Genomic DNA, 19,387 nt, shown 5'->3' with positions numbered 1-19,387 from the left:
TGGAGCGTATCGCTATCATTAGCGACGGCGGTGAATGTTTGAGCCGAGCACTGTGTGCGAGGCGAGTTCGCACGCCGGCGTAAGACCCCGGGCTTATCAGCCAAACCCGGTCTTGGAGCGCACAGGGAATTTACCCTCGAACCCTTCCCCCTTTTTTTTTATAAATAAAACCCCCGGGCCTTTTGGACCCGGGGTTTTTTGTCAGCAACTATTCGCTATTTGCTAGCCGCTATTCGCTGCTGTTAGTACATATCTCCGCCGCCGCCCATTCCGCCCATTCCTCCGCCCATCGCGGGCATTTTGTCCTTTTTCTCGGGCAGATCCGCCACAAGAGCCTCGGTGGTAAGCAGCGTGCTGGCTATGGAAGCCGCGTTTTCAAGCGCGGTGCGTGTTACCTTTAACGGGTCCACGATGCCGGCTTTCATTACGTCCACATAGGTCAGGGTTTCGGCGTCAAAGCCGATCTCGGTGGAAGAGTTCTTTATCTTCTCTATGACGATGGAACCGTCCATCCCCGCGTTCTCGGCTATAATTCTCAAAGGCGCGTATACGGCCTTGCGCACGATGTTGATGCCGGTTTTTTCGTCTTCATTATCAAACTTCACCCTTTCAAGCGCTTTGACCGCGCGTATAAGGGCTACGCCGCCGCCCTGGATGATGCCTTCCTCAACGCCCGCCTTGGTGGCGTTCCTGGCGTCTTCGATCTTTGATTTCTTGGCCTTCATCTCGGTTTCGGTGGCCGCACCCACGCGTATCACGGCTACTCCGCCGGAGAGCTTGGCAAGCCTTTCCTCAAGCTTTTCCTTATCGTAGTCGGAGGTGGTGTCTTCGATCTGTTTGCGGACCTGTCCGGTGCGCTTCTTTATTTCCGCCTTGTCGCCGGCGCCGTCGACTATGGTCGCGTTCTCTTTGTCGATAACCACGCGCTTGGCTTTGCCCAGCTGTTCCAGCGTGGCTTTGTCAAGCTTCATCCCGCGGTCTTCGCTGATGACTTCGCCGCCGGTGAGGATGGCTATGTCTTCAAGCATTTCCTTGCGCCTGTCGCCGAAGCCCGGCGCTTTAACGGCGCAGCCTTTAAGGGTTCCGCGCAGTTTGTTGACCACAAGGGTCGCCAGGGCTTCGCCTTCAATATCTTCCGCTATTATAAGGAACTGTTTGCCCGTCTGGACTATTTTTTCCAGTGTCGGCAAAAGGTCGCTCATGGCGGATATCTTCTTGTCGGTTATAAGGATAAGGGCGTCTTCAAGCACGCATTCCATCCTTTCCGGATCGGTGACGAAGTAGGGCGATATATAGCCGCGGTCAAACTGCATCCCTTCAACCACGTCCAGTTCGGTCTCGGATGACTTTCCCTCTTCAACGGTGATAACGCCTTCATGCCCGACCTTTTCCATGGCCTGGGCGATCAGGTCGCCTATTACCTTGTCGTTGGCGGAAATGGTGGCTATCTGGGCCTTCTCTTCTTTGGTTTTCACGGGCTTGGCCATTTTTTTGAGATCCTCGACTATGGCCTGCACAGCCTTGTCTATGCCGCGTTTCACGTGAATGCCGTCGGCGCCGGCGGTGATGTTTTTAAGGCCCTCGGTGAAAATCGCCTGTACGAGCACGGTGGCGGTGGTGGTCCCGTCGCCGGCGATATCGTTGGTTTTTGAGGCGGCCTCGCGCGCCAGCTGGGCGCCCATGTCCTCAAAGTTGTTTTCCAGCTCTATTTCCTTGGCGATGGTCACGCCGTCGTCAATGATGGTGGGGGAGCCGTATTTCTTTGAGAGTATGACCGTTTTGCCTTTGGGGCCGAGGGTCACTTTTACGGCGTTGGCCAGCTTGTCCACGCCGGCTTTAAGGAGCATGCGCCCCTCTTCCGAATAAATTATCTGCTTTGCCATGTTAATTTTTCTCCTTTTCTTATATTATAGCCGCACTATGCCAAGGACGTCTTCCTCGCGCATAATGAGATACTCTTCGTCGTTTATCTTGATTTCGGTGCCGGAATATTTTCCGTAAAGCACGCGGTCGCCGGTTTTTACTTCCATGGCGATAAGCTTGCCGTCTTCGGCAATTTTGCCTTTGCCCACGGCCATCACTTCGCCTTCCTGCGGTTTTTCTTTGGCGGTGTCCGGAATTATGATGCCGCCCTTTCTAACTTCTTTCGGCTCAAGGGCCTTTATAATTACCCTGTCGCCGAGCGGCTGGATTTTTATTTTAGTCGCTGTTTCTGACATGTTATTGTCTCCTTTTTAAAGTGCCTGGTTTTTTTGAAAATGATTTTTAGCACTTGAACCCTACAATTGCTAATTTTAGCAAAAGCGGTTTTAAGTGTCAATAGCACTCTTTGTGTTTGATTGCTAATAAAGAATAGCTATTCAGGTAGCCAGTAGTCAGAATTCAGGAGTCAGAATTCTGAATTCTGGCTTCTGACTCCTGTCTACCTGCAATTTTTGGGTTACGTCTTCTTAATGAAGAATCTGAATTTGGTGGAGCCCACTGCAATGATGTCGTCGTCCTTAAGGGGTATCTTGGCATTAAGGGGGTCGCCGTTGTGCTTGGTGTAGCCTTCCTTTACAGGACTGAGGAAGTATCCCTCCGGTCGCCTGGTAATGACGGCGGCCATGTCAGGGCCGCTGCCGAACAACCCCCCCGCCTTGTAGGGAATATTGGCCTGGGAGGATTTTCCTATATAAGAGGAGGAGGCGGTCAGCTCAAATTCTTTCTTGTCGCCGGCCGGATTTTCAAGAACTTCCAAGGCGGCTTTCGGAATGGTTTTCTGCTGAGGCAGCTCCTGCCTGGGTTGCGGCGCCGCCGGAACCCCGGTCCGCTGGGCGCATTGCGCCGCCGGGGCCCCGGTCTGCTGTGCGCTTTGCGCCTCGGGGCCGCCGTCGTCGGAGAAAATCAGCGAATATTTAGCTATGGCTATAGCGTCATTTTGACGCAAACCGGCCTTAAGCGCGCGCTTGCCGTTGACGAAGATGCCGTTGGTGGAGTTCAAGTCTTCAACAAACCAGGAACCGCCGGCCGAATAAATTTTGCAGTGGTGGCCTGAAACAGTGGCGTGGTCGAGCGCGATATCGTTATCCGGCTTTCTGCCTATGGTAAAAACCGGCTTATCCAGCGTTATCTCTTTTATGACTGCCGCTTCAAGTTTAAGCAGAAGTTTAGGCATACGATTTCTTGAACATATCCGTGAATGTTTCTTTCAGATTTTTTTTACTGACGGTGCCTGCTATGACGGTCACGTTATCGGGGCCCCCGTTCATGTTAGCAGTTTCCACCAGCAGCTCACAAGCTTTGCGGTCATCAGGGTTGGTTTTCAGGATTTCCGCGGTTTTTTCTTCCGAAACGGCCTTGAAAAGTCCGTCTGTGCACAGCAGCAGGCGGTCTCCGTCCTTGACAACCGTTTCTATGAGGTCTATGAGAGGATTCTTTTGCGAGCCCAGGGCGCGGGTAAGGATATTCTGCAGCGGGGATTTTTCCGCCTGTTCCTTGGTAAGCAGGCCTTTGCGCACATGCTCCATTACAAGCGAGTGGTCTTCGGTTATCTGTTGAAGGGCGCCGGAGCGGAAAATATAAAGGCGCGAGTCGCCTATATGCGCGGTGCAAAGGCGGTTGCCGTTCAAGAGCGCGGACGTCAGCGTGGTTCCCATCCCCTTGTTGTCGGGGCTTGAATTGCCCGTTTCGTAAATAACTGAATTAGCCATCTGTACGGCGAAACCCAACTGGTTGGTTTCAAGCATGAATTTCTCATTAAAAGGGGAAGGTTTGATGTTGGTGCGCCGCATGGAATCATATTTGTCGCGGGTGACTTTAACCGCCATGGAACTCGCCACTTCGCCTGAGCTGTGTCCTCCCATGCCGTCGGCAACTATGGCAAGGCCTAAATCCTGGTCCACAAGCGCGCTGTCTTCATTGTTTTTTCTGAGCTTACCCGTGTCGGATTGCCAGGCGAATTTAATTTTAAAGGTCATTCCATCACCTGCCTGCGGTCAAAGGCCGCCTTAAATTTTAAATTACTTGAGTACATGTCCGACAGCCGGAAGCAGCGGAGCCTGCTTCCGTAAAAAGTCCTGAAGATAAAATTGTTATTCGCCAGCGGCGAATGGTCGGACGATGGTGTCATTTGTTTTTGTTTTTATTTTCCTCTTTGCTTTTGTTTTCCTCTTCAGTGTAAATAAGCGACCGGATTTTTTCAAAATCCCACCCGCTCGTGGGCTTCGCGAAACCCGCCACCAGCGAACCGGCGGCTTTGGAATTAGGGGCTGGCGCTTGGGCCTGATCCTCCGGTTTTGCCGCTTCAGGTTTTGGCTGCGGCGTTGGGACGAAGGCTTCGACATCGCGGTTCCCGCCCGTTCCCCTGGGCGCGGGTTTTTGCGGCTGGGGTTTGGCTATAGGCGCTTGCGAAGCGGTTGCCGCCAGTCTGCCTCCCGACGACTGTGGCCCTGCCGCGGCTTGTGCGGGAGCGGGTTTGACTTGCGGAGCAATAACCGGTTTTTTTTGCTCCGGCGCCCACCCGGACGGTTTAGCGGGGTAGGCGGCCGCTTTTGGGCTTTCCGCCGGAAGCGGCTTTTTGCGGAGAATATTCTTTATATCTTCCGCCATTTGGCCCGCCGTCTGGTATCTTTCATTGGGTTTCTTTTTCAGGGCCCTGTCTATAACCGCGACGATGTCCTTTGAAAGCGCGGGGTTGCGAACCATCGGGTCAGGGCAGGGGTCGGCGGTTATCTGGAAGAAAAGCGTGCCCAGGGCGTCGTTCCAGGGACGCGCGCCGGTAAGCAGTTCAAACATGGTAACGCCAAGCGAAAAAATATCCGCCCGGCCGTCCGCTTTCTGGCCGGCTATCTGCTCGGGGCTGATATAATAGGACGAGTCCGTAACGGCGGCGGTGGCGGCTTCGGCAGATTCCTGCGCGCCGGCTGTACCGAAGTTAGTCACTCGCACCGTGCCGTCTTCAAGAAGCATGATATTGGGCGGTCTGATGTCGCGGTGTATAATGCCGTTTTTATGCGCATAGTCCAGCGCCTCGGACGACTTCTCAATATATTCAAGGACTTTGTCCACGGGTAAAAGCGAACCTTTGGCTGTCCGTTTTTTCAGGCTGTCGCCTTTGAGCGGTTCCATGGCTATGTAGGCTGTTTTCTTTTCTTCTCCGGTATCAAAGATCTTAACAATGTTCGGGTGGGAAAGCTTGCCCGCGGCCTGCGCCTCTCGGAAGAAACGCTCTTTGAGCTCCTTCATGGTTTTTTCGTCTGCGCCTTCCTCAAAACTCATGGTTTTTAGGGCTACCAGCCTGTTTATTTTGGGGTCTCTGCCCAGGTAAACCATACCCATCTCGCCCTTTCCGAGTTCCTTGGTGATTTCATAACGGCCGAGCTTGGAAATAGCGGAGGAACTGGTTGAGGACTCCTCAACCGGCATGGCGGCATCACTCACGGGCTTTTCTCCCGGCCCGCCGCCGACAACGGCTTCGTTGGAGGCCTTGGTAAGCATTTCCATCTTGTCTTTTATATCTTTATAAGCGGGGTCGTTAAGCGAAATATGGCCGTAAACAGCCACCGCCTTGCTGAACTGAAGTTTTCGCTCAAAATCCAACGCCAGGTTATAAAGAAGGTCTTTCATGGTTCCGTCACCAGGGCAAAGGAGGAATTTTTCAAAGGCCAGATCAAGCATGCCCTGTCCCTGCAAATAGAGCCCGAGCATCTTGTTGGTTTCCGTGGCGGAAACTTCCATGAACTCTTTTTTCTTTTCCGCGCTGAAAAAGCGTTTGATGACGATGAGAATATAGCCGGCCACGAGCAGACAAGAGGGATAAAGAGTTTTAAGCCACATGCTTTTTGAGGTGAACAGGAAAATACCCCAGCCCACCAAAGAGCCTGACAGCAGAACCGTAAGGCCGGCGCCCAGACCGGCGTTCAGGCGGGGCAGGAGGAAGATAACAAGAAGGCCGGCAAAAACAATAAGACCGAGCTCGGCCTGGGAGGCCCACTCAGGCCTTGAAATAAAACGGCCTTCAAGAATGTCGCCTATCACGTTCGCGGTAAATTCCACCGCCTGTAAATTGCTTTCCACGGGAGTCGCATAAGGCGCGCCCATACCCTGTGCGGTAAAGCCTATGAGCACTATCTTGTTTTTGAAAGTTTCCGGCACTATTTTTCCGCTCATTACATCATAAAAAGAGTAGTGCTTGAAAGAAGACTTGTTTTTGTTAAAAGCCACCAGCACGGAAGAGCTTTGATCAAGCGGTATTTTATTGTGTCCGAACGCCGCCAGGGCGCCCGGTGAAAATATAACCTCCTGCGGCGTCAGTTTCAGGCGCACGCGCACTATCTCTGAGGCGAAAGAAGGATAAAAACTCCGGTCGTAGGGGCTGAACGGATATTCCCGGCGCAGCGTGCCGTCCGAGTCCGCGAAAACATTCACATAACCCACCCCGGCGGCGCTGGAGCCCATAACTTCAAGCGGAACGGTAATCTGCGAACCTTCCGCCGCGATATCGGCTTGCGCCGCCGAATGCCCTATGGCGGGCGAGAATTTTTTCAGCCATTGGGGTTCGGGCTCCGGCTTTGAGGACGATTCCCCGGTTTTTATCAACATGGGAAGCACCACATTGCCGGCGTCGGCCACGGCGGCCGCCAGTTTGGGGTCGTTGTCGAAGCCAGCTTGGGCCTCATCTATGATTTTTGAAAAGTCGGAGTCTTTTGTCGTTTCCTTTATCTTTTTATCGGCCACAAGGGCGAGGTATCTGCTTTTCAGATAGTCGCCAAGCTCCAATTCCGAGTTTTTTTCCGGTTCCGAAAAAAGTATGTTCAAGCCTATAACCGAGGGGCGCGCCGTGGAGCTTGAAAGCCAGAGAAGCATGTCGGCCACTTCTGAGCGCGGCCACGGCCAGCGGCCTATTTTTGAAATGGTGTCGTCGTTTATCTCTATGATCGCTATTTCATTTTTCGCGGAAGAGGCGGCGCTCATTTTGGCGCGGAAATCGTAAAATTTCAGCTCCGCGGTTTCAAGGCCGGTGCCGGTAAAATAAAAAAACAGCGTTACCGAAAGGAGCGCCGACCCCCACAGCAGATTTGAGAAAATAATTTTTTTCACCGGTGTTCTCCGTTAAAGTTAGTCTCAAGTCACAAGTCTCAGGCAAACTCTCATGCTTTACTTGAGACCTGAGACATGAGACTTGCACCTAGCGGTGCGTAGCAACGCTAGGTTTCCTGCATATAAACCGCCAGCAGTTCTTCCGCAAAGCAGACATCCGCCATGAGCATGAGGAAAAGCGCTATAAATATTATGCCGGCCGAGTCTGCCAGGCTGCGGCCGATTTTATGCTCAAGCTGCGCGTAATATTGCGCCCTGGCCGCGTTGGAAAGTTCCCCTCGTGCAGGCGGCTGTATTTCCTGCGGCTGGGGCGGGAGTTTTTTTTCAATAGGGCGTCCTTCCAGATCATACTGCGGCTCGCTTTCGGCGGACATGACCGCCAGGTGGTATTGAACCATAGCCATACGGTTTTCCTGGCTGACTTGCAGGGCCGCAGCCCTGACTTTTTCGTCTGTTATGGCCGATACCATCGGGTTTGTAAACATCACGAACACCAGAGCGTTGGCGGCCAAAAAAAGCACCGGCGGATTATAAAACAGAGAGAACTCCTTAACGGTAGCGCCCGTGACTATGCCCGCAAGCGCCAGGATTACCGCCGCGGCCATATAAGTCTGTTCCGGCGCAAGGCCGCCCTTGAAATATGTGTAAGTCAGAAACATGGAAAATAAATAGGCCGCGATTGCCGCCGTTTTTAATATCCAGTTGTCGCGGAATATGACCTTTGAAGCAGCCAGATACAGGAAGAGGGCGTAAATAAGAATGTTGGCGGAGGAAAAAGCGTTCTCAAGGCTTATTTTGAGCGCGAAAAAAGCCTTAGCCACGGTGTCGACGGTTTCAGGCGCGGGAATATAGGCGCCGCCGGCGTAAGCGGCAACGGCGGCCGCGGCAAGCAGAAAAGCGTGCTGAAAAGTGAATTTCAAGGGTTTTAGCGATACGGTCCACGCGAAAAGCGCCGCGCCCAAAACCGCGAAAAAACCGGCGGTTACGGGGTTGTCAATAAAAGGAGAATACAGGCTGCCGGTTACCCTGCCTGAGGCTCCTGAAATGATAAAACAGCCGGTGGCCGCCAGCGCAAGAGCGCTGTGCAGCAGTATTTGAACCGCGTTGTACAGGGCGGACAACTGGAACTTTGTTTTTTTTGCTGCGGCGGGTTTGCCGCCCTGCTGCCTTGGGGCGGTTACCGGTTCGGGCGCCGCAGCAGCCCTGCCGCTCCGGTCAGAAACCCGCGGATCCGCCCTTTCAAGCGAGGCCGAATGCGACGGAGGCGGCGGCACGTTCATGCGGGATGTTATTTCCGGGATGTCGAACGAATTTTCCCAGGAGGAGGAGTTCTGTTCAACGGTGTCTTTACATTTTTTCAGGTCGGCGATCAGTTCCCGCGCGCTCTGGTATCTGTCGTCGGGTTTTTTTCGCATTGCCTTTTCCAGAATGCGCGACACCCAAAGCGGTATATCAGGTTTTATAAGTATGATGTTCGGGAACGGTTCGCTTATATGCTTATGTATGACCTCTATCGAATTCTTGCCTTCAAAAGGGAATCGTCCGGTGAGGATATAGAAATATGTGGCCCCCGTGCAATACAGATCGGAGCGGGCGTCCACGCTTCCCGCAAGTCCCTGCTCGGGAGACATGAAATAAGCGGTACCCACCATTTCACCGGCTATGGTGAGCTGTTTCTCTTCGTTTATACTCCTGGCAAGTCCAAAGTCCGCTATCCGGGGCACTCCGTCGAGTCCTACCAGAATATTGGAGGGCTTGATATCGCGGTGGATGATGCTTTTTGAGTGAGCGTGAGCCAGCCCCTCCAAAACGCCCAGTATCATCTCGGTCGCTTCCGGAACGGCAAGCGGGCCTTTTTCAGTTACGATTTCCGAAAGGGTCCGCCCCTCCACGTATGACATTACGATAAAATAAGAGTTGTTTTCCTGGCCGAAATTATACACCTGGACGATGTTCGGGTGGTCAAGCTTGGCAGCGGAGCGGGCTTCCCTCAGGAAAAAATCTATATTGCGCTGGTCGCGCGCCAGCTCCGGCGCAAGGAGTTTTACGCAGACTACCTTGTCGAGGGTTTCATGGCGCGCCGTATAAACAGTGCCCATGCCGCCCTGGCCGATTTTTTTGATCAGCCTGCAGCCGGCGAAGACAGTATTGGTAAGATCGCCCGTGATGTCCATTATAGCCTTCTGTCCTTTATATAGACGCTGCCCTGGCGATTGGGCATGGTTTTGGCGTAATGCTTCAGTTCCGCCGCCGTCTGAACTATCTTGCCGTAATGCCTGATCCCCTTGGGAATGATCACGGCCACCGTAAGGGACATTATCTGGAAATTAGTGGTTTTGTTTTTTCTGTCGGAGGTGATTATAAAACCCCGCTTTCTGTCGGCTTCCGTGTAAAAAGACGGGATCGTGCGGTCAAATTCCTCGGCCACGGCTTTGGCCGTTCGTTCCGCCTCGGGGGCGCCGAGGATAAGCACAAAATCATCGCCGCCGATGTGACCTATAAAATGATTTTTCGGAGAGTATTGCCGGGCTTTCGCGGCGAGCAGCGCGGAAATGTGTTTTATAACCTCGTCGCCTTTAGCGTAGCCGTAAACATCGTTGTAGGATTTGAAATTGTCGGCGTCAATATAGAGGAACGCGAAGGTTTCGCCCGCGTCAAGGCGCTTGTGCACTTCTTCCTCAATGGCGGGGCTGCCGGGCAGGTGTGTGAGCGGGTTAAGAGCGGTGTCGGCGGTTTTGCGGTTTATAATACGGTTAATGCGCGCGCGCAGTTCGCGCACGTCAAAAGGTTTGGTAATGAAGTCGTCGGCCCCAAGCTCTATTGTGCTTACCTTGGCGTCCACCTCGCTTACCCCGCTTAATATGATTATTGGAATATTCCGGGTGTCGGGATTTTCCCTTACACGCTTACAGAGGGCGTAACCGTCAAGGCCCGGCATACGCAGGTCAAGCAGTATCAGGTCCGGTTTTTTATTTTGTAAAAAATCCAGCACCTCGGCGCCGCTGTAAAGCGCGACCACGGTGTAGTCGTACTTTTTGAGCACGGCGGAAATAAGCAGTCCCACGTTGGGATCATCGTCCACAACCAGTATGGTCTTATCGGGCAAAATATTCCCCCCGCGCTGTAAGCGGTCTGAAACTGCGTGCCGTGACGAACACGGCGTTGCGCGTTACGCGTATATTATAAATAATATATAGCGGTAAATCAATTTTCCCCTAAAAAGGCCTGCGGTGCCGCGAAAAGGCTTAAAAAAGCGCAAAAAACGCTGCACCGCAAATACACCAAAAGCCGTAAAAATCACAAAAGGCTGCTGCACTTGACAAAGGTCAGTATCGGTGCTAAAATCAATATGTCAGGGCTGCCTCCCTCACCCTACCCCCCAAAAAGGCAGCCCTGCCTTTTTTTGTCCGAATTTACTAAAATCTAGTTACTACACAGGTTCACGGTTCAGCGGTTTAATGGTTCAACGGTTGGCCGTCTGATAGGCATGGCCTCTGATACGGCACTGGCATAGCCTTGAAAAAGCATGAAGATCATGCAAAAGACAACCGTGAACCTAACCACCTGAACAGTTACAAGATCTACCATAATGGATTCTAAGCCCGTTTTAAAACCAACCTCATATCCCCCTAAACTTGCCTGCGGAGCCTTTTTGTTTGTGCTTTTCACGCTGCTTTATATTTATTGCCTGCCGCCCGGCCTTGCCCCCTATCGCGACGCCGGCGAAATGGCCTGCGACGCGTACAGCCTTGGCGTGCCGCATCAGCCCGGTTATCCGCTTTACGCGGTGACCGCCCGGGTTTTTTCAATGCTTATGCCCGGTAATTTTGCCTGGGCTCTGAACCTGTTCTCCGCGGCCGCCGGCCTTGGCGCTATAATGGTCCTTTATGAGCTTTTAAGCGTCTTGTTTTCTCCCTTAAGCGCGGTCGCCGCCGCGCTTTTGCTCGGGCTCAATTTTACTTTCTGGACTGTTTCAAGCGTTTCGGAAATGTACGCGCTTAACACCCTGCTTGCCTGCCTGATTTTGTTCCTGGCTTTTGATTCCGCCGCCGCCTGCTCAAAAAACAAGCTCTTTCTGCTTGCATACCTCGCCGGGCTTTCCATGACCAACCGCATGGATATAGTTTTTGTTTTTCCGACCGCGGTTATTTTGATCTTCCCGGCGCTTAAAAATACATGGCGCGGCGCCTGGGCCGCGAATTTATTGAAAGCCTCCGGCTTATTTGCGCTCGGATTCTCGCTGTATCTTTATCTGCTTGTCCGTTCCGGCTCAAATCCGCTTTTTGACTGGAGCCATCCGGCGGATTTTGCCTCGTTGATCGCCGTAATTACACGCAAAAGCTATGGCTCCACTCTGGACCTGATATCCAAAAATTATGCCGCGGGCGCGCTGTTTTTTCCAAATCTCAAATATTACGCGCTGCATTTGATAGGGAATTTCAACCTCGCCCTTTTTGCCGCCTGCGCCGGGCTTTATTCGGAATTCCGCTTTTCCAAAAGACGGTTCACGGCCATGGCCGCGCTTTTTCTCCTGGCCGGACCGGTTTTTCTTTTTATGGGTAATATGCCGCCAAACCCCCACGCGCTGGCCGTGGTGGAACCCTACTATCTGCTGCCGGACCTGGCGGTTCTTTTTTGGACCGCGGCGGGGCTGTTTCATATCGGCGAAAGATACAGAAGGTTTTTCCCGCTGATCGTTCTGGCGGCCGCGGCGGCCGCCCTTTGGGCTTTTTTTATAAATTTTCCGCACGCCGACAGACGGGAGCTTTTCGCGGCTGAAGATTACGCGTCCGACGTCCTTCGGTCCGTGCCTCCCGGCGGCCTGCTTGCCGTGAAAAAAGATGTTCAGCTTTTTTCTTTATGGTATGCGCAGACGATAAAAAAAACAAGGCCCGATATCGCGGTTGTGGCGCAGGGACTCAGCGCTTCGCCCTGGTACAGGAACACGAAACGCCTTTACAGCCCGGACCTTGTCCTTTTTAACCTGAATTCAGGTTCGGAAGAGGACTGGCGCTCTTTCAGATCGGCCAACCGCGGCGGGTTTTACTCCACGCTTGACGCGGAACTGCCGGCGAAAGTCGCAACCGTGCCGGCGGGACTTGTAAACGCCCTTTACCCTTCCGCTTCCGCTGATATTTTCTACCCGTTTTCGCTTTATAGTTTCCGCTTTCTTGAGCATCCTTACCGCGATTTTTTTGACAGGGATATAGGCACTTCATACGCGCAAAGCCTGGTGACGAGGGCGGCGTTTTTAAACGGTTCTTCAGCGCTTGATCCTGAGGCGCTGCAGGGGCTGGCGCTTTCAGGGCGCTTTGACCCCGACATACCGGATGCGCCGCTGCAGGCCGGCTTTTATTATTCTTCAAAGGGCGATTGGCGCCGTGCCGGCGAAAACTTCAGGGCGTCGGCTGAAATTTACGGACGTTTAATGGATTTAAGCTCCGAATATTATTCGCTTGACTCGCTTAAAAACGGCCTTGCGGCTTCAAGCGCGTACGCGTGGCTTAACTACGGAGTGGCTCTTGAAAAAACCGGCAATCCGGTCCAGGCTGAAGACGCTTACCGGCGGGCGCTCGCGGCCGACCCCGGCATGGCCCAGGCGCATTACAATATAGCCATCCTCTACTGGAACAAGGATCCGAACAGGGTCTATTCGGAGCTTGTTGAAACCCTTAAACTCAACCCCGCCCATAAAGAAGCCGCGTATTACCTCAAGCGGATGACGCAGGGAATAGCAAATAGCAAATAGCGAATAGTAAATAAGGAGTTCCTTACCCACTATTCGCTATTTGCTATTCGCTACTCGCTCTTTGTTATCTTGGGAAGTAGTTGTAGCGGAACTGGAACATGCCGAGCAAATCCCAGCCGCCTTTGAAGGAGAGATACGATACTTCAAAATTCAGTTTGAGAAGGGTCCCAAGGTGGAAATTTATGAGTTTCGGGCTTTGCGGAGCCCCTTGCGGAATTATAAACTCGGCCCCTATGGTGGAGTCGGTTTTCGGCAGCCACATGAAACCGCCAAAAAGCATGCCGGGCGGAACATTCTGCTTGGCGCGTCCGTTCAGGGTTAACGCGTCTTTTGAAAGGAATTCGGACATCTGGTAGAGCACTTTAGGCATGTCTCCGTCGGAGTATCCGGCGCTTATGAGAAATTTAGGGTGCAGGCGCTTTGTCATGACCAGATAGGCGTTGGCATAAGTATCGGTTGTCTTGCCTGTTGCTTTAACCGTGAGGGTGACAGTCTGGTTTAAAGCGGGCTGGGGCGCGTCGCGGAACTTGAAAATACCCTGCACACCCGAAGCCACGGCGGGGCGCCAGCGCCCCTCGGTCTGAATGAGCATCTTGGCGTCGGCGGTAAGCAGCCAGAGGCCTACGCGGTCCAGATAATTGGTTTTTGTACGCGTCCAGGAGAATGAGTTTTTGCCGTAAAGGCGGCCTATGAAGTAAGAGGCGTTAATATCCAGCCCTAGGCCTATGGTATTTTTATCCCGTCCGCGGTAGGCTGTGGGCATAAGCACGATTCCGCTTAAAGGGATACTTGCATCCTTGTATTTGGCCGGTTGAGAGGGTTGCGAGGGCTGCGAGGGAGGCTGATAGGGCTGCGAGGGCGGCTGGTAGGGTTGGGAGGCCGCCGCTTCAGTGGACGAGGTAATAACGGCTGCTGAAGAGACAGAAATCTGGGGAGAGGTCTCCTTAGCAGGGGTAAAAGCGGGGATGAACGGGACCGGAGACGTAGTTGCGCCGCCGGTAAAAGCGGCGGGGCCCGTGACAGGCATTGTCGGTATCGGCTGCGCGCCTGCCGGCGCGGCAGCCATCAAGGCCAAAGAAATATAAATTAAAAGGTTCATAGCGCGAAATTTAAAAATCTTACCATCAGATTCGCCGCAACGGCGGCCAAAACATCGTCTATAATTATACCAAAACCCCCGCCCACCGTTTGGTCTATCTTCTTTATGGGCCAGGGCTTCAGGGTGTCGAGGATCCGGAATAATACAAAAGCCGCCGCCAGGTTAAAGATGGTTTTATCAAGGAAAGCGACCGCCACCCAATAACCCAGGATCTCATCTATAACTATGCGCGGGTCATCGTGTACGCCGAAGGACGCTTCTGCGAGGCCAGCCACCCAGACGGCAAAGAAAAAAAACAAAGTAAGGAAAAGGAGAAAGTCCCGGTTTTCCGCCGGCAGCAGCGGCACGAGCAGCAAACCCAGCGCTGTGCCGAACAGGCCGGAGCCGGTGAATTTCCTGAACCCGGTGAGCGCGGCCGGGATATAGCTTATATAAAATCCGCTGGCTAAAAATCTTGCGGCTTTATTTTTGAAATTAGTCATAAAAACGCCGGACGGATAGACTGCCGGGCAGCTAAAAACCGCCATATGGTCTGAAGAGTCTTTAAAAAGGCCGTCTAGCGGTCCAGCTGCCTGGACGTCAGGCTGTCTAGCTGTTTTCTTTCTCGCTCCAGGATTTTATGAGCAGGTCCCGGTGGTTGTAAAGGTAAACCGCGCCGCTTAAAACCGTTATCAGGGCTGTGAATACCGTGAGCCAGTAGGCAATTCGCCCGGTCCGGCCGGCAGTCTCGGCTAGAAATACCGCCGGTAAACCGTACTTTTTGCCCCATATTTTAAGCACCAGGAGGGTTAATATGATAAAGGCGGAAGTCATTTGTATAACGGTTTTTACTTTCCCTGTCTTTTCCGCTTTCATTACCTCCCCGCGAAGCGCCGCGAGCACGCGAAGGGTGGAAATGGTCAGTTCACGCATGAGTATGAGAAATACGGCCCAAATCGGAACGGTAAGCTCTCTGAGCGAAGCGAAAGCCAGAAAAACAGCCATTACAAGTATTTTGTCGGCGAAGGGGTCGGCTATGGCGCCGAATGGCGTCATGGTGTGAGTGCGCCGCGCTATCACTCCGTCAAAATAATCTGAGATGCTTGCCACGGTAAGAAGCGCCAGGGCGCCCAACTCCGACCAAAGGGAACGAGAAATTATCAACAGGAAAATAAACAGGCTCAGAAGGATCCGGCTCATCGTTATTCGGTTGGCTAGAGTCATAGTAGGTTACAGGGAAAGTTTAGAGTAGATAGCGGAGAGTAAATAGTGCAGAGATTCAAAGAGAGTCCTCTTCACACTACACACTATCCGCTCTACACCCTACACTATCCACTCTACAATATCCACTCTACACTAGTTCTTAAATTCCAGAATCTGCGTGCCTTTGGGCGGGCTGAATTTGAATAGTTCCGGAGCCAGCGTCTTATTTATTTCGGCGCCGGAAAGCGTGGTTTTGATGGTGGTTTTGTCAACGGTCAGCTCCGCCTCTATCGGGAAATAATCAGTGGCTGAAAGGGTGAGAGAAAGACGGTATTGCTCCGGATTCACTTTGGGCGTAAAAACCACTGTGACATAGGGATGCTCCGGAGTTTGCCCGGAGACAGCGGTATCGTTCTTTTCTGTCAGCGCCGAGTAATTGCCGAAGTCAAGTATGCCTGAGAAATTGTCGCTTTGCGTCCTGCGCCAGGCCTCCCATGAGGTTTTAACGACTTGGGCGTCTTCCGGCTTGTAAATCCAGATGTCATGCTTGTCGGTTACCACCAGCTGGCGGGCCGGCTTAAAGTGCTCGATCCTGAGCAGATTGGGCTTTGAATATTTCAGCTCTCCTTCCACGGTCTGTTTCAGGCCCGCTTCGGAAAAATTCACTTCCTGCGTGAATTTGGCGCTTAAAGTTTCAAGTTTAACGTCCCAATCCTTTAGTCCGTCAATAACCGCGGTGGAAGTGGACAGGTCTTTTTTAAAGTTTTTGGCCGGCAGCGGCGAAACGGCTTTTACCGCCGCCGTTGAAACGACAGCGGCGGCTTCTTTTTTTGCCTTTTTGGCGGGGACAGTCTTCTTCTTCGGCTGCGCGAAAGCCGCCGAACACAGCGTTAAAGCGAGTACCCCGCTTAAAATAATTCTCATTTAACTTCCTCCTTGTCGCCGACGGGACTTTCGGGGCTTTGAGCGGGGGCCGCATTGTCGTTCAGATGCTTTTCGATCTTGTCAAAAAATATCTCCCAGCGGTTTGAGCCTTCCGGTTTGTGAATAAAGCCGTTAACTTCAAGTATGCTTAAAATATTGGTGGCGCGCGATGATGAGCCGAAATGGGCTTTAAGCAGATCCTGCGAAACGCGCTTCCGTTCATTTATCAGGCGAAGGGCCGTCAACAGCTCTTCAGAACTGCCGCCCTTGCCGGAGGCGGCGCTCGCCTCTTCTTCAACCAGCGGCTGATAATGCGGCCGGCCCTGCGCTCTTATGAAATCGGCTACTTTTTTTATTTCCTCTTCAGAAACATAGGCGCCCTGTATCCTGGCCGGCTTTTGCGCGTCTATGGCAAGGTAAAGCAGGTCGCCGCGGCCGATAAGGGATTCGGCGCCGGGGGTGTCTAAAATAACCTGTGAGTCGGTCCTTGAGGTTACCTGCAGTGCTACCCTTGAGGGGAGGTTGGCTTTTATGACGCCGGTAATAATATCCACCGAAGGCCGCTGGGTGGCGAGCACCAGATGTATGCCCACCGCGCGGGCCATCTGGGCCAGGCGCTGGATGGCGTCTTCCACCACGTTTTTCATCTGCAGGATGAGGTCCGCCAGCTCATCAATTACCACCACTATATAGTGTTCCGTGGGCTGGCCGTTCGCGAGCGCCCACTTATTGTAGGAAGCTATGTTTTTTACTCTGGCCCGCTCAAACCTGATATAGCGCTTTTCCATTACGCGCGTTAAGGCCACAAGCGCTTTTGCCGCGTCCTTGGGGTTGGTGATCACTGACACGCGGTCGGGGGTTTCCGTTGGGTCGTAAAGATAGGGTATATCCTCGTAGAAAGTCAGTTCAAGGCGCTTCGGGTCGATGAAAAGGAACTTGACCTCGTCGGGGGTGTTGCGGTAGATAAGCGAAAGTATCAGGGACTGCAAAAAAACGCTTTTGCCGGAATTGGTCGCGCCAGCCACAAGTAAATGGGGCATGGTTTCAAGATTAGCGGTGGCAATTGAGCCTTCGGCGTGGCGGCCGATGCCGAAAGCGAGCGGCTCTCGCCTTTCGTTAAAGGCCGAGCTTTCAAGCACTTCGCGCAGCAAAACTTTAGCCCGGCGCGCATTGGGTATTTCAAAACCGATGGCCGACTTGCCCGGTATGGGAGCGATCACCCTTATTCCGCCGGGTGATTTCATGGCCAGCGCCACGTCGTTCGAAAGCGAGACTATGGAACTTATTTTAACGCCGGAAGCGGGGGTCACTTCATAGCGGGTGATCACGGGGCCGGGATATACGCCGGACACGTGCGCCGCCACGTCAAAGCTTTTGAAAGTGGCTTCAAGCAGAAGTTTTGAGTCGTTTATCTCTCCGTTGGTCGGGCCTATAAAACCCTGTTCGGAGGGGGCGTCCAAAAGCCCGGCGGGCGGGCACTTGAAATTTTGGAAATAAGAGTCTTTGGGGCTTGAGGCTGTTTTTGAGCCTTCCGCCTGAGCGGCCCTGGCCGGGCTTTCAGTCCTGGACTTTACGGCCGCGGCGGCTCCGGCCGGCGGTTCCGCTTTCGCGCGCACTATCTGCGGTTCCGCGCGTTCCGGCGCGGACGCGGCACTCTTTGCGGGGGCTTCGCTTATAGGTTTGGCGTCATAAGAAGGCCCTTCTTTTTTTTCTTTTTCGGTCACAAGGCTTAATTTGGCCTTCATCTCTTTGCGGGCTGCCGTCCAATTGCGGTAATCGTCCGCTAGCGCGGCGGTGATCTTCTTCAGCGCTTTGCGCCAGGAAATTTTAAAGAGCAGCTGTACCCCGGCGATTAACAATACCACTGAGAACAAACCGACCCCGAAATTGCCGAAGATCTTTGAAAGCAGTCCCTCCAGGGCATAGCCGAGCCAGCCGCCGTCAAAAGCCGGGTTCCCGCTTACCATGGAGATAAGCCCGAGTTCAGCGGAAATGGCTCCGAGTATCAGCACTATGCCTGTCGCCAGCGTAAGGATGCCTTTATGGGGTTTGTTTATATTTACGAGTATAGCCGCCAGCCCGTATAAAAGCAAGAAAGGGAATAAATAGGAAGAGAAGCCGAAGAAATTGTAGAGGCCTTCGTGGACTTTGCCGCCGACTATGCCCCCCCGCGATCCGGCGAAAGCTATCCAGATAAGCCATATGCTGAAGGCCAGCGCCAGGAGCCAATAGATCGCGTAGGAGAGGGTGGAGGTCTTTTTTTTCGCCTGCGAGGAGGCGAAGTTATACTTTGTCAGTTTCCGCATTTTTAAGCGCGCCGCCCGTATCAGAGAATCTTTACCTTGAAATTCAGATCCTGGGGGTAGAGGGCCACCTTCCCCTGGGCCGCCAGCCAGCCGAGCGCCAGGTAGAGCGCTGAGCTTGAAAGATGAAGTTTCAGCTTGATATCCCAGGAAGTGTTTTCGCCGGCTTTGAGCAAATCAAGAACATTGGCTGCGTTCTGCGCCACAGTGTCGGCGAATTTTGCGGTTTCTTCCATAACAGTTCTCCAAAGGGTAGCGAATAGGGGTTAATGAAAGCGAATAGCAAATAGTGAAACGAGGAATACGGACCCTTTATAGCTTTTCTGTTTTTATCCTCTACTTAACTATTCGCGATTCGCTGTCGTTGTGCTTTTACGCAAACAGCCGGCTTTTTTAAAAGCCGGCTGAGCGATCGTTTCCCGCGTATAAGAATTACCTTTGTATCAGGAAAATGTCCTGATTGAGCTCCAGCGGTTTGCCGTTCTCAACCAGCACTTTCTTAATTACACAGTTGAACTCGGCTTTTATTTCGTTGAAGACCTTCATGGCTTCGATTACGCAGAGCACCTGACCTTCTTTTACCTGGTCTCCCTCCCGCGCGTAGGGCGGGCTTGAGGGACTGGGAGCCCTGTAAAAGATGCCGGACATCGGGGCCTTTATGGTTTCCCCCGCCGTCTCCGCTGGCGCCGCGGGCTGCGGCTTGGAGGCCGTAGCCTGCGCCCCCCCGGCATGCTGGGGGGCGGTGGAGAACACCGGAATAGGCTGAACCGTTTGAGTGTGTTTCCGGACCAACTTTATGTAGGTGGCGTTCTTCGCGAATTCTATCGCCTCCAGCTTATTGGTGTTCATGAACCGGTAGAATTTCTGCACCTGGTCAAAAGCGGTGCTAAGGCCGCTCTGGTTTTTTTCCTGCTTCGTTTTCTTCATGGAAGCTCCCTTGTCGCATCCCGCGCCGCACTGCACAGCGCGCGGGACGGATTAGCCGCCGGCCTTTAAGCTGTGGCGGCCGGTGCTCTACGAGGGGAGCTAAGCTCCCCTTCGTCGTTTGCT

General features: G+C 53.0%; 15 protein-coding genes. 1 reads left to right on the top strand and 14 read right to left on the bottom strand.

Annotated elements, in window-relative coordinates:
• Nucleotides 1-242 precede the first annotated feature (242 nt).
• The 7 genes from groL to NTX59_08990 all read right to left on the bottom strand — a co-directional run bounded on the left by groL (nucleotide 243) and on the right by NTX59_08990 (nucleotide 10,186).
• The gene (groL, locus tag NTX59_09020) at nucleotides 243-1,883 is read right to left on the bottom strand and encodes a chaperonin GroEL (GenBank protein ID MCX5785820.1); all 1,641 of its coding nucleotides are present in this window, start codon (nucleotides 1,881-1,883) and stop codon (nucleotides 243-245) included.
• A 24-nt stretch (nucleotides 1,884-1,907) separates the two neighbouring features.
• Nucleotides 1,908-2,219 carry a co-chaperone GroES gene (gene groES / locus NTX59_09015; GenBank protein ID MCX5785819.1) on the bottom strand — a complete coding sequence of 104 codons (312 nt, stop codon included), beginning with the start codon at nucleotides 2,217-2,219 and terminating at the stop codon, nucleotides 1,908-1,910.
• A 221-nt stretch (nucleotides 2,220-2,440) separates the two neighbouring features.
• On the bottom strand, nucleotides 2,441-3,157 hold the full coding sequence (locus NTX59_09010) for an FHA domain-containing protein (protein ID MCX5785818.1): 717 nt from the start codon (nucleotides 3,155-3,157) through the stop codon (nucleotides 2,441-2,443).
• Complete coding sequence (locus tag NTX59_09005) at nucleotides 3,150-3,959, bottom strand: Stp1/IreP family PP2C-type Ser/Thr phosphatase (GenBank protein MCX5785817.1); 810 nt, start codon at nucleotides 3,957-3,959, stop codon at nucleotides 3,150-3,152. Before NTX59_09005 ends, NTX59_09010 begins: the two co-directional genes overlap by 8 nt.
• 148 nt (nucleotides 3,960-4,107) lie before the next feature.
• On the bottom strand, nucleotides 4,108-7,080 hold the full coding sequence (locus tag NTX59_09000) for a CHASE2 domain-containing protein (protein MCX5785816.1): 2,973 nt from the start codon (nucleotides 7,078-7,080) through the stop codon (nucleotides 4,108-4,110).
• Nucleotides 7,081-7,187: 107 nt separating this feature from the next.
• Nucleotides 7,188-9,254 (bottom strand): serine/threonine-protein kinase, encoded by a 2,067-nt coding sequence (locus NTX59_08995; protein MCX5785815.1) that lies wholly within the window; start codon nucleotides 9,252-9,254, stop codon nucleotides 7,188-7,190.
• Nucleotides 9,254-10,186 (bottom strand): response regulator, encoded by a 933-nt coding sequence (locus tag NTX59_08990; protein ID MCX5785814.1) that lies wholly within the window; start codon nucleotides 10,184-10,186, stop codon nucleotides 9,254-9,256. Before NTX59_08990 ends, NTX59_08995 begins: the two co-directional genes overlap by 1 nt.
• A 552-nt stretch (nucleotides 10,187-10,738) precedes the next feature.
• On the opposite strand from NTX59_08990, the gene NTX59_08985 reads away from it, so the two are divergent.
• Nucleotides 10,739-12,829: a DUF2723 domain-containing protein gene (locus NTX59_08985; protein MCX5785813.1), complete on the top strand. Its 2,091-nt coding sequence runs from the start codon at nucleotides 10,739-10,741 to the stop codon at nucleotides 12,827-12,829.
• A gap of 64 nt (nucleotides 12,830-12,893) precedes the next feature.
• On the opposite strand, the gene NTX59_08980 is transcribed toward NTX59_08985, so the two are convergent.
• The 7 genes from NTX59_08980 to accB all read right to left on the bottom strand — a co-directional run bounded on the left by NTX59_08980 (nucleotide 12,894) and on the right by accB (nucleotide 19,264).
• The gene (locus tag NTX59_08980) at nucleotides 12,894-13,928 is read right to left on the bottom strand and encodes a hypothetical protein (protein MCX5785812.1); all 1,035 of its coding nucleotides are present in this window, start codon (nucleotides 13,926-13,928) and stop codon (nucleotides 12,894-12,896) included.
• The gene (locus NTX59_08975) at nucleotides 13,925-14,410 is read right to left on the bottom strand and encodes a phosphatidylglycerophosphatase A (GenBank protein ID MCX5785811.1); all 486 of its coding nucleotides are present in this window, start codon (nucleotides 14,408-14,410) and stop codon (nucleotides 13,925-13,927) included. The genes NTX59_08980 and NTX59_08975 overlap by 4 nt, the downstream gene beginning before the upstream one ends.
• Before the next feature lie 106 nt (nucleotides 14,411-14,516).
• Complete coding sequence (gene pgsA, locus NTX59_08970; GenBank protein MCX5785810.1) at nucleotides 14,517-15,131, bottom strand: CDP-diacylglycerol--glycerol-3-phosphate 3-phosphatidyltransferase; 615 nt, start codon at nucleotides 15,129-15,131, stop codon at nucleotides 14,517-14,519.
• A gap of 132 nt (nucleotides 15,132-15,263) precedes the next feature.
• Complete coding sequence (locus NTX59_08965) at nucleotides 15,264-16,034, bottom strand: outer membrane lipoprotein carrier protein LolA (protein MCX5785809.1); 771 nt, start codon at nucleotides 16,032-16,034, stop codon at nucleotides 15,264-15,266.
• Nucleotides 16,031-18,340, bottom strand: coding sequence for a DNA translocase FtsK 4TM domain-containing protein (locus NTX59_08960; protein ID MCX5785808.1), 2,310 nt, complete (start codon nucleotides 18,338-18,340; stop codon nucleotides 16,031-16,033). The genes NTX59_08965 and NTX59_08960 overlap by 4 nt, the downstream gene beginning before the upstream one ends.
• A gap of 20 nt (nucleotides 18,341-18,360) precedes the next feature.
• Nucleotides 18,361-18,573 (bottom strand): winged helix-turn-helix domain-containing protein, encoded by a 213-nt coding sequence (locus tag NTX59_08955; protein MCX5785807.1) that lies wholly within the window; start codon nucleotides 18,571-18,573, stop codon nucleotides 18,361-18,363.
• 196 nt (nucleotides 18,574-18,769) lie between these two features.
• Nucleotides 18,770-19,264 (bottom strand): acetyl-CoA carboxylase biotin carboxyl carrier protein, encoded by a 495-nt coding sequence (gene accB, locus NTX59_08950; GenBank protein ID MCX5785806.1) that lies wholly within the window; start codon nucleotides 19,262-19,264, stop codon nucleotides 18,770-18,772.
• Nucleotides 19,265-19,387: the final 123 nt, after the last annotated feature.

Source organism: Elusimicrobiota bacterium (assembly GCA_026388155.1).
Taxonomy (GTDB): domain Bacteria; phylum Elusimicrobiota; class Elusimicrobia; order Elusimicrobiales; family UBA9959; genus UBA9634.
This window is presented reverse-complemented; position numbering and strand designations above follow the sequence as displayed.

Excerpts from the sequence above, each read along its gene's own strand:
- groL (MCX5785820.1), bottom strand. The coding sequence starts at position 1,883 with ATGGCAAAGCAGATAATTTATTCGGAAGAGGGGCGCATGCTCCTTAAA.
- groES (MCX5785819.1), bottom strand. The coding sequence starts at position 2,219 with ATGTCAGAAACAGCGACTAAAATAAAAATCCAGCCGCTCGGCGACAGG.
- NTX59_09010 (MCX5785818.1), bottom strand. The coding sequence starts at position 3,157 with ATGCCTAAACTTCTGCTTAAACTTGAAGCGGCAGTCATAAAAGAGATA.
- NTX59_09005 (MCX5785817.1), bottom strand. The coding sequence starts at position 3,959 with ATGACCTTTAAAATTAAATTCGCCTGGCAATCCGACACGGGTAAGCTC.
- NTX59_08995 (MCX5785815.1), bottom strand. The coding sequence starts at position 9,254 with ATGGACATCACGGGCGATCTTACCAATACTGTCTTCGCCGGCTGCAGG.
- NTX59_08980 (MCX5785812.1), bottom strand. The coding sequence starts at position 13,928 with ATGAACCTTTTAATTTATATTTCTTTGGCCTTGATGGCTGCCGCGCCG.
- NTX59_08975 (MCX5785811.1), bottom strand. The coding sequence starts at position 14,410 with ATGACTAATTTCAAAAATAAAGCCGCAAGATTTTTAGCCAGCGGATTT.
- pgsA (MCX5785810.1), bottom strand. The coding sequence starts at position 15,131 with ATGACTCTAGCCAACCGAATAACGATGAGCCGGATCCTTCTGAGCCTG.
- NTX59_08965 (MCX5785809.1), bottom strand. The coding sequence starts at position 16,034 with ATGAGAATTATTTTAAGCGGGGTACTCGCTTTAACGCTGTGTTCGGCG.
- NTX59_08960 (MCX5785808.1), bottom strand. The coding sequence starts at position 18,340 with ATGCGGAAACTGACAAAGTATAACTTCGCCTCCTCGCAGGCGAAAAAA.
- NTX59_08955 (MCX5785807.1), bottom strand. The coding sequence starts at position 18,573 with ATGGAAGAAACCGCAAAATTCGCCGACACTGTGGCGCAGAACGCAGCC.
- accB (MCX5785806.1), bottom strand. The coding sequence starts at position 19,264 with ATGAAGAAAACGAAGCAGGAAAAAAACCAGAGCGGCCTTAGCACCGCT.